The organism is Mesorhizobium sp. LNHC229A00 (genome assembly GCF_000502415.1).
Lineage (GTDB): Bacteria > Pseudomonadota > Alphaproteobacteria > Rhizobiales > Rhizobiaceae > Mesorhizobium.
Map to the genome: position 1 here is coordinate 1 of NZ_AYWQ01000037.1, position 14489 is coordinate 14489.

General features: G+C 58.9%; 9 protein-coding genes. 1 reads left to right on the forward strand and 8 read right to left on the reverse strand.

From position 1 onward, the window contains the following. Nucleotides 1-467: 467 nt before the first annotated feature. The 8 genes from X742_RS141030 to X742_RS141000 form a co-directional block, all read right to left on the reverse strand. Complete coding sequence (locus X742_RS141030; protein WP_023775439.1) at nucleotides 468-983, reverse strand: HupE/UreJ family protein; 516 nt, start codon at nucleotides 981-983, stop codon at nucleotides 468-470. Between the two features lie 107 nt (nucleotides 984-1090). After that, nucleotides 1091-3574, reverse strand: coding sequence for a CehA/McbA family metallohydrolase (locus X742_RS01000000171010; RefSeq protein ID WP_156939482.1), 2484 nt, complete (start codon nucleotides 3572-3574; stop codon nucleotides 1091-1093). A gap of 199 nt (nucleotides 3575-3773) precedes the next feature. Beyond that, nucleotides 3774-5006 carry a serine hydrolase gene (locus tag X742_RS141025; RefSeq protein WP_023775441.1) on the reverse strand — a complete coding sequence of 411 codons (1233 nt, stop codon included), beginning with the start codon at nucleotides 5004-5006 and terminating at the stop codon, nucleotides 3774-3776. A gap of 205 nt (nucleotides 5007-5211) precedes the next feature. Next, on the reverse strand, nucleotides 5212-6036 hold the full coding sequence (locus tag X742_RS141020) for an ABC transporter permease (protein ID WP_023775442.1): 825 nt from the start codon (nucleotides 6034-6036) through the stop codon (nucleotides 5212-5214). A 5-nt stretch (nucleotides 6037-6041) separates the two neighbouring features. Continuing rightward, nucleotides 6042-7286: an ABC transporter permease gene (locus tag X742_RS141015; protein WP_031248743.1), complete on the reverse strand. Its 1245-nt coding sequence runs from the start codon at nucleotides 7284-7286 to the stop codon at nucleotides 6042-6044. 87 nt (nucleotides 7287-7373) lie between these two features. Then, a complete protein-coding gene (locus tag X742_RS141010; RefSeq protein ID WP_031248745.1) occupies nucleotides 7374-8414 on the reverse strand; it encodes an ABC transporter substrate-binding protein in 1041 nt (346 codons plus the stop codon). Between the two features lie 97 nt (nucleotides 8415-8511). Then, entirely contained in the window at nucleotides 8512-9699 is a 1188-nt protein-coding gene (locus X742_RS141005; protein ID WP_198019273.1) for an ABC transporter ATP-binding protein, read from the reverse strand. Nucleotides 9700-9789: 90 nt separating this feature from the next. After that, the gene (locus X742_RS141000) at nucleotides 9790-11025 is read right to left on the reverse strand and encodes an FAD-binding oxidoreductase (RefSeq protein WP_031248747.1); all 1236 of its coding nucleotides are present in this window, start codon (nucleotides 11023-11025) and stop codon (nucleotides 9790-9792) included. A gap of 1274 nt (nucleotides 11026-12299) precedes the next feature. On the opposite strand from X742_RS141000, the gene X742_RS140995 reads away from it, so the two are divergent. Next, the gene (locus X742_RS140995; protein ID WP_023775448.1) at nucleotides 12300-14102 is read left to right on the forward strand and encodes an ABC transporter ATP-binding protein; all 1803 of its coding nucleotides are present in this window, start codon (nucleotides 12300-12302) and stop codon (nucleotides 14100-14102) included. Nucleotides 14103-14489: the final 387 nt, after the last annotated feature.

A 14489-nucleotide genomic window follows, 5' to 3' on the forward strand; every position in this document is an offset into this window, starting at 1 on the left:
GAGACGGCTCGTGCGCATGGACGGTCAGCACTTTCCAGCCTGGGGAACTACCTTCATGTCACTGCCGCGATCGATCCGGCAAGGAGGCCGTTCCGACTAGCGTGGCCCCACCAGTCGCGGCAGCGACAACCGCACTTATCCAACGGGTCATTGAAACCTGCTTTTTATATTGAGTTATGTCATTGTGAATTGAACCATATCATTATTGCGAGAGAGCGCAAGATTTAACTTGCGCTGTCTCTTTATCGCACGCGACCACAATCGTAGGGGCGCGCTGCCCGCACCGAGCGTTACGCGCTTAGAACGACAGTAGCCCGCAGCGACCTACGGCGCGCTACGGCCAACAGTTACCTTGGATCTGGCTGGAGACATTCACTCCCCCTTAGACTACGCGCGTTCCTTTTGAACGGCCTGTAAGCTCGGCGGTACAACGCGGGAGTACGCCCTTCGCTAAAGTGCGCCGACCATCAGGCCGAGGCCGGCAGCAATCGCACAAGGCCAAAAACGCGCTGACCCGACAACAGACCAAAGCCGATACCTGCGGCGTGCAGTAGTGCTGTGGCAAGGACGAAGCCGGTGACATATTCGAGGCCGCCTGCGGTCTCTGGGATCTCGGTGCCGTGCGCGTGGCCATGGAAGAACGCAAAAAAGCCGATGATGATCGCCCCTGCCGCCACCGGCAGGTCTACCGCAGCGGCGATCAGCAGGCCGAGCGCAACAATCGAAGCGAAGATAACAGGTTTGACAGGGGGAACCTGGACACCTGCGATCCCCAGCGCGCCGCCCGGAAGCATCAAGCTGAGAAACGCCGCCGGCCATGCCCACAAAGCGCGTCCGCCCTTCAGCGCCGCCCACAGGCCGACCGCGACCATCACGATGACGTGGTCAAGTCCGGAAAGCGGGTGCGTGAGGCCGGCCGCGAACGAACCCGCCGAGCCGACCCCCAGATGCGACGAGGCCGGCCCGCATGCAGCGCCAAGCATTATTGCCGCAAAGGCTATTCTGGTGAATTTGCTTCTGTCATCGGATTATCCACGGGGGTTGCTCTTTCGAAAACCTGGGCGCGATTGTCGAGTAATTACTAATGCTCTCAATGGTGCGCTCCCACGGTATGGCTGTGATCAAGTCCCATTTGATGCATCCGGTTGTGCAGGCGCCGATGCGCCGACTGGAGCAAAAGCCGCATCTCCTTGTACCGTTTCGCCTCGGCGCGGGTTCCGATCGTGTCGACGTAGGCTATCGCCCCCTCGATCTGTTCCAAGATTGTGAGCGCGTCGGCAGCCGCGAAGAACTGAGAACCGTCCACATCGATCATAACTGGCGACGAATGCGCGGCAATCATCTCCGGCTTGTCTTCGTATTTCGCGCGGACCAGCAACGCGAACCAAGAACTCTTGGTGATACGCACTGACCAACTCCCCGTATCCTGGTCCGGCCTGATTGTGCGACTCTCCCTAACCTCACCATTGACGACAAGCTGGATCGTGGTCATGGGAACTGTTACGCTTGCAACTTTCCAGCTCACTTCAACCGTTCCACCTGATGAAGGCGTGGTCATGCGGCTGCCCATGGGCCTTCCATCCACGTTGAAATCCAGTAAAGGACCATAAGTCACGAACGTATGACCTGCGCGGACAGCGTTCATCCAGGTCTCGTAGGAGAATTCCCGATGATCTGGAATTTTTGCGTAAGTCCGGACAGCCCCCACTGCATATCGAGCGGACATCTTGTCTGTTCCGGCCACCGCCGGAACAAGATGTCCATTGTTAAGGTAGCGATACCAGTCGGAGAGCGCGTAAGGATCAACGCCACGGTAAGAGCTGCCTCGAGAGCAAAACTCGACCGCGTCCGCCTCCTCTAGAACTATCGTTGCGGCGTTCTCAAGACGGGGATCGGGAAAGTGCGGCAGCACCACGAGGCCGCCTTGCTTTCGACATTCCCGCGCCCATTCAGTGAGGAGCACATCGACTGGGTCACCGAGGGCCGACTCATCAGGGCCGCCGGAGCACAGCGGGGAGATCATGTTGCCTGAGTATCCTAGAAGCGAGATGTGGCCGAGGACATGCTGACGGTTTTCAGTACCGACGCGAACCAAAAACTCGCCGTCACCTCCCGCCGCCTTCGTTCCGAAAGTTGTGTGACCATCGAAGTCGCCCACGTTAGTCATCATTTCCCCCCACTGGCTGGCAAGAAGATTGACTACGTTCACGCCCTCCGCTGCTCCTTCCAGCATGGCTGTTGCCGGGGAAAGGAAATGAACGTGGGTGTCGGCGGTGACCCATCCCGCCTCGCGCCAGTGAAGAACTTTCTCGATCTCAACAGTGATTTGCTCTGTTTCCGGCGTGACAATGACCGTTTTTCGGATAGGACTAACTTCGAATCCTTTTGTTATTTCCAAATAGACCTCACCTAGAGGTAAATTTATCGAAGTCTCCCCAGAAATATAGGTAGATAGGTGATGGCCATGGCAAAAATCTGGACTGTAATTCTCAAACCATCCGGAGTTCGGGACGCGCGTGCGGTTTATAGGAGCAAGATACTCCCCCATCCTACCATGCACGTGAAGCTTCACGGGGACGTGCTTATTCGTTCCCGCCTCGATCACACGAAGGATCACGCGCCGATCGGCTGGTGCCACTGCTTGCAAGACGAAGCCGTTCTGAGCCGTGCCGGGATCAAGTTCGCGGACAGCAATACGGGTGCCGTCCACGAGGTGGAATTCAGCGTCCTCGTGAGCGGTGTACTCAACGAGGACTTCATTTAGCGTAGTACCTGGCTCCAGGTTTTGACGCGTCTTTTCCCAATCCACTGTGGGATAGTCGAGGCCCGGGCTGGCGGTGATAAGTTGGCCAAGATCGACTTGGATCTTATCCAGAAGGCTATGCTCGTCGAGACCGGGATCGAAGCTCAGTTCGGCTGGAAACCTGAGCAACGCTTTCCTACGCTTTCTCCATCGGAGCGGCATGGAGCGGGCGTTGCCTGCGGAAAGGCCAGAGATGATCAAAGTGCCGCACACCGGTTCGAACCTGAGCGCCTCCACGGCTTTCTCTGGATGCGGATTTTCCAAGGCCCACAGAAAGTTAATCCAGGGCACCGAATCGTCGACAATCAGCTGTTTCTGGCGTGCCCCCCATTCGACGGGGTATCGGTAACCAGCAATGTCGCGCCTCGGCTTCGGCTCGTTGACCCCATTCAACGAGAGTGGACGAGGCTTTATGGCCGTTACCGCTTGGGCGCATTGCTCACCCCACCGGAAATCAAACGAACCGACTTCATGGCGCCGCCGGATCTTAGCTCTTTCCTCAGATCCATCTTCGTAAATCAGGACGTAATTTGCCGCGTGTTCTCCGAGTTGGCCAATTCCTCGCATCGGAAAAATAAGCCCATTTTGATCGGGCGCGAGCGGCCGAATGTCAGATGTATGCAAGAAGACGAACCATCGAGCGGTGGTCGGTGAAATCTTTACCATAACTGCCTGGTCCCTGAGAAAAACCGGGTTCCCTATTTCAAACGGAATGCCCCAAGCCACGCACGAGCCGGAATGCGCGAACGGGACTGCCTTTGCCAGTTCCACTGACGCGTCTGAATGTCGTGCTAGCTCCTCGAATGAGACCGTCCCATTAAGGGGGACAGGCCGGAAAACGGATGAAGCGGGGCCGTCTCGGTGAGCCATCATGCTATAGTCGTCCATCTCTTTAGCTAGGCTGCCATGTGACGCTAGTGCCTGCTACGCAAGGTGGTGTACGTGATCTGTGCCTGCTCGTCGTGCTTGACTATGTACGCAGCATTCGCCCTAACGCCAGCAACTGCGGCCTGGTGACTGGGTCGTCGGCGCCGTCGGCAACCGGGTGCGACGCGAAGCGTGCAACCACCATCTCTGCCTTTGGCGCGATATACAGGCGCTGGCCGTGGATGCCCCGTGCTTCGAATGAGCCCAGCTCGTCGTGCGACACCCACCACTGGCTGCGATAGGAATAGCCTGATTCGAGCTTAGCGGCGGGGGTGCCTTCTCGCACATCGCGCACGACGGACGCGGAAATGAGCTGCTTTCCATGCCAATCTCCTTCACACCGCATCAGTTCACCAAAGCGCGCAAAGTCCCGCAGGGTCGCGCTCAGGCCGCCCTCAGCCGTCGGCATGCCGGCCGGGTCGACCTCAACGTAGCCATCCTGTTCGCAGCCGAGCGGCCCCCATAGGAGCTCCTGAAGCAGTTGTACGAACGAGCGTCCGGTCACGCGCATAATGACCCAAGCCATCACCTGGGTGTTCAAGCTTTGGTAGACGAACTCGCCGTGCGAGCCTTGCTTGTGCACAGTGCGCAGGTAATCGCAGGAGGTCCGTGGCCCGTCGTAGCCAATCGGCCGCGGCAGCCGTCCGAAGGCCCGTCGATACGTCCATAGGTCGGACTGCTCGTCGACATAGTTCTCCCTGAAGGCCAATCCAGTCTGCATGTCCATCACCTGGCGGAGCGTGGCGTCTTCCCACGCCGTGCCCTGTAATTCAGGCAGGTAGTACGAGATCATCTTTGACTCGTCGAGCACGCCTTCGTGCACGAGCACTGCAGTGAGCGTACCGGTATACGATTTCGTGCACGACTGACACTCATGCGGTAGGTGCGGCTCAAGCGCGCCGAAGTAGCGCTCATATACTATTCTTCCGCGATGCAGCACCACTATGCCATCGGTGTAGGTGTCGAACAGCGCGTCCTCGAAGCGTCGGGAGCGACCGTTCGTGTCGGCGAAAGTGAGCGCGTCAATCTCGGCGGACTTGTCGCTATGTTCGAACTGCGAAGGCATGCCCCGCCCGCGCCAAACGTTCGCCGTGGGCATGAGTTCGCGCATGTGCGAAAACGACCAGCGGATCTGTGGGAAATCACGGAAAGTGCCGCTCTCGAACGTAATGCGTTTGTCGGCTGGCGGAGGCGCACCGCGCATCCAGCCGAGCTCGCGCGGATCAGACGCTCGGGCGTCGAGATAGTGCTGTCCGTTGAATTCGAGCTTCCCCATCACAATCTCTTCTCTTCCACGTTGCCGGTAAGTGTGGCCAGCTCAAGTTCTTTCATAAGCTTGCTCCAGCTTTTTAGTCTTTGTCATGCTTGTTTGATTCGCCACGCAGCGAATGACGAGGTCGCCCGTGCCATTCCGTGGGATAGTTTTCTGCCCACCGGTTCCCTCAATATCCTCACCGGGATGAGGCTCTCAAATTGACGCGTCAGCGGATGCCGCGCAGGCGTTCCGAACGCCGTCGCAAGAGCTCGGCAGTGGTCAGCACAGTCACGGCGAAAAGGATCAGCACGGTGGCGGCAGCAGTAATGCTGGGACTGATCTGCTCGCGGGTTCCGGAAAACATGACCTTGGGCAACGTGGTCTGTTCGGGGCCCGCGAGGAACAGGGCGACCACCACCTCGTCGAAAGAGGTAAGGAACGCAAAGAGCGAACCGGAAATCATGCCAGGAAGTATGAGCGGCAGCGTGACCTTGAAGAAGGCGGTGACTGGCGATGCGCCGAGGCTGGCGGCTGCGCGGGTCAGGGAGTGATCGTAGCCCGACAGGGTTGCGGTCACGGTAATGACGACGACCGGTGTGGCTAGCGTGGTGTGCGCCAGGATCAGTCCGGTATAGGTGTTGAGCAGCCCGATATCAGCATAGAAGAAATACGTGCCCACGGCTGTGATTACGATCGGGACGATGATGGGCGAGATCAGCATGCTCATCACGGCCGTGCGCCAAGGAAAATTGGGCCGGCTAAGCCCGAGCGCCGCAATAGTGCCGAGAACCGTGGCCAGCAGAGTGACCGCTATGCCGACGAAGATGGAGTTACGCAGCCCCCCCTGCCAGCGCTCGGTCATGAAGATCTCCTCATACCACCGGAACGACAGACCAGGCATCGGGAACGTGAAGAAAGGAACGGAATTGAACGAGAGCGGGATGACCACGAGGATCGGTGTGATCAGAAACAACAGCACGGCTCCGCAGATCAGCCGATGCAGATAGTACCAGCCCTTCTCAATCGGAGAGGCATAGGCGGAAGCGGCCATGGGTCTTATCCCATCCTGATCCGGTCGAGCCCGACCAGCTTGTTGAAGACAAAGTAAAGCAGCAGCGTCGCGGTGAGCAGGATGGCGCCAAGGGCGGATGCCATGCCCCAATTGAGCTGCTCGTTGGTGTAAGTGGCGACGAAGTTGCTGACCATCATGTCACCTGGCCCCCCCACGAGCGCGGGTGTGATATAGTAGCCTAGGCACAGAATGAAGGTCAGCAGGCATCCGGCCGCGATTCCTGGCAGAGTCTGCGGGAAGTAGACCTTCCAAAAGGCGTAGAATGGGCCGGCGCCAAGTGAGCGGGCGGCGCGGACGTGGCTGGGCGAGATCGACTTCATCACGCTATAGATAGGCAACAGCGTGAACGGCAACTGAATATGGGTCATGGCCAAGACGGTGCCGAACCGGTTGAAGATAAGTTCCGCAGGCTGCGATAATATATGCAGCGCCATCAATGTCTCGTTTATCAGGCCGTGATCCTGCAAAAGCACGACCCAAGCGGTAGTTCGCACCAGAACCGACGTAAAAAACGACATCAAGATACCCATCATCAGCAAGTTGCTGGTCCTGGGGGGCAATATCGCAAGCAGATAGGCGAGCGGAAAGCCTAGAAGAAGAGTCGCTGCGGTCACGCCGATGCTGATGCCAAGCGTGCGCAGAAAGATGTCGCGGAAGATTGCGTTCTCAGGCGGCGAGGCGACGATCTGGCTGTCTGGACCATATTGGAAATCGGCCGAACGCAGCAGATAAAAGGCCGTATAGGCCGACCTTCCGCGCTTCAGCAGGCTCCAGACCTCGTGCTGGCCCCAGATTGAGCTGATCTCAATCATTGCAGCCTTGTAGGGGCCGGAGGAAAGCGTGCTCGCCTTTCGAGCGCTCGACTTCACTTGGCTGGCCGCGCCAGGCAGCTCGTAGTTGATCCGCTCGCCGATCTTGCCCGCGGTCTTCTGCGACCATGCTTCTTTGAAGTCTCCGGCGAGCGCGGCGTAAGCGGACTCGTCGGGTAAGTCCTTGCCATCCCAAACGCTCAGCGCTGCCGTAGTCTTTGGCATCAGCACAAGCAGCGTATCATCATGGATCGCGTCGAACATCATCCGGCCGATCGGCATGACAAAGGCGATGAAGATGAACAGGAGGAGCGGCAGGACGAGTCCGAAAGCCCTCAACTTGCGCCGGCGCTCAACCCGCTGCAACTTGATCCGCAAGGGGACGCCGATGCTACTGGTTTGTACCGCAGTTGTGGCCATTGTCGCCATCGACTCTTCTCTCAACCTCTCAGATCGCCCGGAGAGGCGGCGAGACAATCAAAACCTCGCCGCCGACCTTTGTCTGGTCTACTTCGCTACCCAAGCAGTGAAGCGCTGATCGAGCTGGTCGAAGTTGTCGCCCCAGAAGGCGACATCGATGTCCATAGCGTTTGTCATATGATTGGGTGCAGACGGAAGGTTCGACAGGGTCTCTGGATCGACAAGTGCAGTCGCATCCTCATTGCCGGGAGCGTAGGGGATGAGATGCGCCATGTTAGCTTGCGCCTGTGGCGAACTGGCGAAGGCGATGAACTTGTAGGCGTCGTCCAGCCGCGGAGTGCCCTTCGGAATCATCCAGTAATCCCAGCTCAGAAGCTCGGCGTCCCACATGATCTCGAAATGCTTGCCGGAGTTCTTGATGGCATCATAGACGCGCCCGTTCCAGGCTGAGGTCATTACGACCTGGCCGTCGGCCAATAGTTGTGGTGGCTGGGCGCCCGTGGTCCACCAGACGACGTCTTTCTTGATCGTGTCGAGCTTTTTGAACGCGCGATCGACGCCCTCCGGCGTGCCGAGCACCTTGTAGACGTCCTTCATAGCTACCCCATCTGCGATCAGCGCCCATTCGAGATTGACTTGCGGGCTCCGGTTAAGTCCTCGCTTGCCAGGGAATTTCTTCAAGTCGAAGAGGTCGGCGATGGTCTTCGGGCCGTTTGCTAGCTTATCCTTGTCGTAGGCGATGACATTGGCTGCGGCTGACGTCGGAACCCCACACTCATGCCTGCCCTTGAACTTGGCGGGATCGAGGCCCAGCTTCTTCCAGTCGATCGTCTCAATGATGCCCGCGGCGCACATTTCACCTATGCCGTACCCGCCGTCGACGACGTCCCAGCTCACGGTCTTGGTCTCTACCATGGCGCGAATCTTGGCCGTCTCGCCACTCCACTCGGTTTCGGTGACCTTAATCCCTGTTGCCGCCGAGAAGGGTTCGAAGTAGGCCTTGTGCTGATTTGTCTGGAAGGCACCGCCCCAGGAAACGACAGTCAGCTGATCGCCGGCGAAGGCGGGCTTCATTGGCAAAAATGCGCTCACCGCCAAGCCCGTCACACCTACGGCGCGGGCAATCATCGAGCATGTCCTCATTGTATTAATCCTCCCGGTTGTGCCGTCCCATTATGGGAGCGACGCTGTAAAACACCCGGCCCAGCTATCGGCGGGTCGATCGTCATGAAGCGTCCAGCGCCCGACAATCCTCAGCTCTCCACCCGACGGTCATTGCCGCACCTGGCTCGACGTGAGCCACGCCCTCCGAATTCGATAGCTTGACCACAAAGTCATCCCGGCCACAGACTGACATCCGGACACGAACATGATCACCCAGGTAGATCACCTCCGCGACCCGCGCGCTGAAAACATTGGGCAGCGAGCCGGGTGTTGGATTTAGTCTCACCCGCTCCGGGCGCAACGACAGTACGGTCGGCCGACCAACGATTTCAACGCTGACCGCCAGCGCTTGCACGTTGCCCGCGCCCGGGATCTCCACTGTGCACGTGGAACCGTTCAGGGCGACGACCTTGCCATGCAGCCGGTTGTTTTCGCCAATGAACTGGGCAACGAAGGGGTTCTGCGGCCGTTCGTAAAGTTCGGCAGGCGTGGCGAGTTGCTGGATGACGCCGTCGTTGAAAACCGCAATGCGGTCCGACATGGTCAGTGCTTCGCCCTGGTCATGTGTAACATAGACGACGGTGATGCCCAGATTATCGTGGATGTGCTTGATCTCGAGCTGCATCTCCTCGCGCAGCTGTTTATCTAATGCGCCGAGCGGCTCGTCCATGAGCACGAGCTTGGGTTCGAAAACGAGTGCGCGAGCGAGCGCCACACGCTGCTGTTGCCCACCAGAAAGCTGACCAGGCCGACGCTTGCTCTGAACGCCAAGCCGGACCATGTCGAGCGCACGCCTGACCCTAACTTCCATCTCGGGCTTGCCGAGCTTGCGGACCTTCAGCGGGAAAGCAAGGTTCTCCTCCACGGTCATATGCGGAAACAGCGCATAGTTTTGGAACACCATGCCAATGTCGCGCTTGTGCGGCGGCATGCCGCCAATCGACCGCCCCCCCAGAAGAATAGAGCCCTGGGTGGGTACTTCGAAGCCGGCGAGCATCATGAGGGTAGTTGTCTTGCCGGATCCGGACGGCCCTAGCATGGTCAAAAACTCTCCCCGGGCGATGTCCAGATTGAGATTTTTAACGACGAGCGTTTCGCCGTCGTATGTCTTCTGGATCCCGGAAAACTTCACAAAGGCATCGTTCGCGCCGGTCTGCTTCAATGATCCAGCTTGCGTGACCACTGGGACACCGCCGACCAGTGGACCATCACCACCTTGCGGCTTCTCGAGACCTTGCCGAAGATCCATTTGAAGTGTCTTCCGTTCCCATTGCATTATGTCATTTTGTTGAATGCACTATATCATTGTTGAAGCACGGCGCAAGATAAAATTTGCCACCTAACGCACGCGGTAAGGAGCGCAGGTGCGCCGGGGTGTGCGAGCCGCGACGAAGTCGCAGATGATCGCCGCTGTCATGGGAGCGCCGCTGATTCCCATGTGACCATGGCCAGTCGCGAACAGGATGTTGGCATGATCGGGGTGGGGACCGATGATCGGCAGGCTGTCCGGCGTCGACGGTCTTACGCCCATCCAGTGGTTCACCTCGCCTACTCTCAGGTCTGGCAACATTGCGTGGGCGTACGCCACCAGCTTGTTGCTCTGCTTTGGATCGCGCGGAGCATCGGGTGTATCGAACTCCGCGATGCCCACGATGCGCAGCCCTTCTTCCAGAGGCGTGGCGACGAAGGCCGATGCGGTGTCGGTTACGGGGCGACTAATGACGCTGGTAATGCCAGGCACAGTGATGTGATAGCCACGCTCGCTGGCCAACGACAGAGAAATTCCGAGGGACCGGGCCAGATCCCGGCTGGCGATGCCCGCTGCAATGACCACGATCTCGCAGCGGTGAGGCCCTGTGTTTGTCTGCAACGTTACCTCGTGGATGCCGGGCTCGATAGCCAGGACCCGTGCCGTGCGACTAGCAACGCCCAATGCTGCGGCCCGTCCCATCAGGCCCTCCACCAGCGCTAGCGGCGAGGTCACATGACCGCCGCCGGGAAAGAAAATCCCGCGCTGGTAGTCACGGGACAAGCCGGGCTCCAACTCGCGCACCTCGTCCGACTTGAGCTTCTCGAACGCCACGCCATGCTCAGCCCGCAACCTGTCCACAAGCCCGTCGAGCGCGCCAGGTGAAACATCGCGCCAGACATGCAGGGCGCCGTTCGGCCTGAACACCCGTTTCCACTCAGTGTCGCCAAGCATGTTACAATAAAGCTCCGCGCAAGGGGCATGGAGAGCGTGCAAAGCTGCATAGGCCGCCTCCCAGGCGTCCCGGCGGCCGGTTAGCAGGAAGCGGACGAGCCATGGAAGGGTGCGGGGTAGTTCTCGCGGGGCGAGGCGCACCGGGCCGTTAGCGTCGGTGAGCCAGCGCAGCGCACGCCACACGACACCCGGATGAGCCATGGGGAAAGATGATCCCGCATTGTATTGGGCGCCATTGCCCCAAGAGCAACCATGACCGATGCGACCCTCCTCGATCAGGGTGACACGGTGTCCTTCGCGGGCCAGCATGAGCGCGCAACTCACGCCGATTACGCCCCCGCCAATGACGGCGGCGGTACGTTGTTCAACCATGGGTGTCTCCTCTTCGTAGCTTCTCTTAGGCTCGGCAAGAACCTAGGGCAATGCAGCGATCGCTTGACATAGTGCAATCGCGCGGACGTCATGCAAATGAACTATTACAAACATAACTTGGAGCAGGCTTCAATGGTATTTTTTCTAATCCAGAAACGCCGATAGAGGCGAGACGATTTCTGGAGCGCCACCGTCAAAGCTGCTGGGCTGAGTATGAGGAGCCAAAACTGGTGCTGTTTACCGACGCCATCCTCACCGCATTCGGTCCTGTTTCAGGAACTTCGTACTGCGAGCAAACAGAATTTATCTCGATCCGACAATCCGACGTTCCCGAAGCTTCGAAAAATTGCTTGACTGCGCTTTCCGCCCATTGGGGAACGATCACTTGTGCAGGCTGCCTCGCAGCCAGATCGTCATATCAGTGAACCAAATTGGCGGTATCAGCCGTTTAGGCGCGGAGCAAATTCAGCATAGTGCGGCCCGCACGATAGTGCTGAGTTGTGATAGCAAGTCGCTAGCCCTTCTTCTCAAACACCGCGGGGGAGCCATTCTGGCGTCCCGGCTATGGCTCCTTTCAGTTCAGAATGACGGCCGCGATCTCGACCGACGTTGATTAGCGGCCCCCCTCCTTCCTTAGCCGCCCAATGCCGCGTTCAGGATCGGCACGCGGATCCGCAAGCGCGGACTGGCGCCGACACTCCGGCACCGCCTCGGGGCGAACCCCGCCCTTTGCCCTGGCCCTCTTTACTGCAGTTCCGCACGGGTTCGGCAGCAGGAGCGTGCTCCTGTTGCCGCTGATGATGGATCTGAAAGTCACTGTGTCGGAACATCGTCGGACACCGGTCAACGCAAACGCGGTTAAATGACGCGGGAATTCCGCTTCCTCGCGGCGGAATCCAGTCCGCCATTTCATGGAAAATGCCAGGAAACCGACAATTGTCGCGTTTGTCGAATCCATGACTGGCGGTGTTGGGCCAGGCGCCCTGCCCGCGCGCCCATTTAAGCCATTGACTGATTTGCAGAAGATTAATTCTGAGACCGTTACTGCGTGGTTGGCACGATTTTTGAGTCTCTTATTGCGGGCGGCATGAGTACCGACCAATATTTATGCAGCGCGGTGCATCGAGATCGATAGAACGAAGAAAGAAGAATGAACCAACATTCAGGGCCGCCGCGTCAGACATCTCGGATTTTGAGAGACGTTTTCGTGCTCGCGCAGAGTTTCCGTTTAAGCTGTCTTGGGACCGAGCGCATTGATGCGCTTGTATAAAAGCATGAGCCGTTTACATATCGGTGTGCGCGGCGGCGCTTTTCGCGACGTTCTGGCCTTCATTGGCCTTCACTGGAGCAGCCAGCCGGCCCGGCTCGCGATCATCAAGACCGCCGTGCTTGCCGCCACGCTCGCTGATGTGCTGACGCCGCTCTATATGGGTCTGCTCGTCGATGCTGTTGCCGGTGGGGAACAGACTGCCTGGGACGCAGCGCTCAGTGCTTTCTTCATGCTGATCGCGCTCGCTCTCGTCACCCTCGTCATGCGCCAGGTCGCGTACATCGGGATTATCGATCTCACGCTTAAGATGATGCCCAACGTTGCGAGCGTCACATTTCACCGCGTCCAACGCTTTTCGACCGACTGGCACGCCAACAGCTTCGCTGGTTCGACAGTACGCAAGATCACACGCGGGATGTCGGCGCTCGGTCTTCTGAACGACACGATCTTCGCCGCTTTGCTCCCGTCACTACTTATGCTGATAGGTTCGACTGTGCTGCTTGGCTGGCACTGGCCGGTAATGGGACTGATGATCGCGTGTGGTTCGCTTGTCTATGTCGCACTGCCCATCGCGCTATCGCTCGGCTATGTCGCCCCGGCAGCGAGCCTTGCCAACAGCTGGGATACCAGGCTCGGCGGCGCGCTCGCGGACGCGATCAGCTGCAACGCAGTCGTCAAGGGTTTCGCCGCCGAACAACGGGAAGAAGGGCGCCTCGCGAAGGTCCTCGCGAAGTGGCGGCATCGGACGCGCCGGACGTGGGTGCGCGGAACGATCAACGGCACGGTCCAAGGCATCACGCTGCTAGCGGTCAGGGCGGTCGTGATCGGGTACAGCTTGCTTCTTTGGTCGCATGGCCAAGCAACACCGGGTGACATTGCGTTTGTGCTCACGTCTTTCTTCGTGCTGCAGGGCTATTTGCGCGATGTCGGCATGCATGTGCGAAACGTGCAGCGGTCGGTCAACGACATGGAAGAGTTGGTCGAAATCCAGAGCCAGCCGCTCGGCGTGGCCGATTGTCCGAAAGCCAAACCGATCCGGATCACGAAAGGCCGCATCCAGTTCGAGAGCGTCCATTTCCACTACAGCAACCATCGGCTGCCGTTCTATAGCGACTTCTCGGTTTCAATTAAGGCCGGCGAACGGGTCGGGTTGGTCGGCCCTTCCGGCTCTGGCAAGACTACATTTGTAAAGCTCCTCCAGCGGCTTTATGACGTAAATGGCGGCCGGATCCTGATCGATGGGCAGGACATTTCGAAGGTGACACAGACATCACTCCGCTCACAGATCGCGACCGTGCAGCAGGAGCCGATCCTGTTCCATAGGTCGCTTGCCGAGAATATCGCCTATGGGCGGCCCGGCGCCAGCCATACCGAGATCGAGAAAGCGGCAAAGCTCGCCAGTGCGCACGAGTTCATTGCACGTCTGCCGAAGGGCTATGGGACGTTGGTCGGCGAACGGGGCTTGAAGCTTTCCGGCGGGGAGCGTCAACGGGTGGCGATTGCGCGCGCCTTCCTGGTCAATGCGCCGATCCTGATCTTCGACGAGGCGACGTCGAGCCTCGATTCAGAGTCCGAGGCGCTGATCCAGAAGGCGATAGAAAGACTGATGATCGGCAGGACGACGCTTGTGATCGCGCACCGCCTCTCGACGGTCCGCGCGCTCGACAGGCTCCTAGTCTTTGACCGCAACCGTATCATCGAGGAGGGCGATCACGCCGGGCTGATCCGTCTCGACGGCGGCCTCTACCGGCGCCTATTCGAGCTGCAGGCGATGCAGTTGACGAAGGGGCCGATCTCAGGCCTATGAGTATTGCGCAGATCATGACCGTTGTTACCGTCAGCCGGGCTGTCCTTCTTGCGGCCGGGCCACCGCGCACCCTGGCAGGCGACTCGCGGAAGGGCCCAGAAGCGGAGCGGACCCAGACACTGCCGAATAGCCCAGGAAAGCAGCCAGGCCAAAAATGCCTACCAACAGACCGAGGATAGTCAAACGTGATGGCCAGCCGCAGGCAAAGATCCGCGAAGAGCATCGAGAAGAACGGGACCAAACGACAGAACGGTAACGGCAGATCAACCGATGGTTCCCTGGTAGCCATTGGGATTTAGCCATATAGCGTCCAGCTATGCGACGGAGACGACGCTTGCTGGGTGGCGACCCATGATATCACGCAGAATCTGAAGGACATCAGAGAGT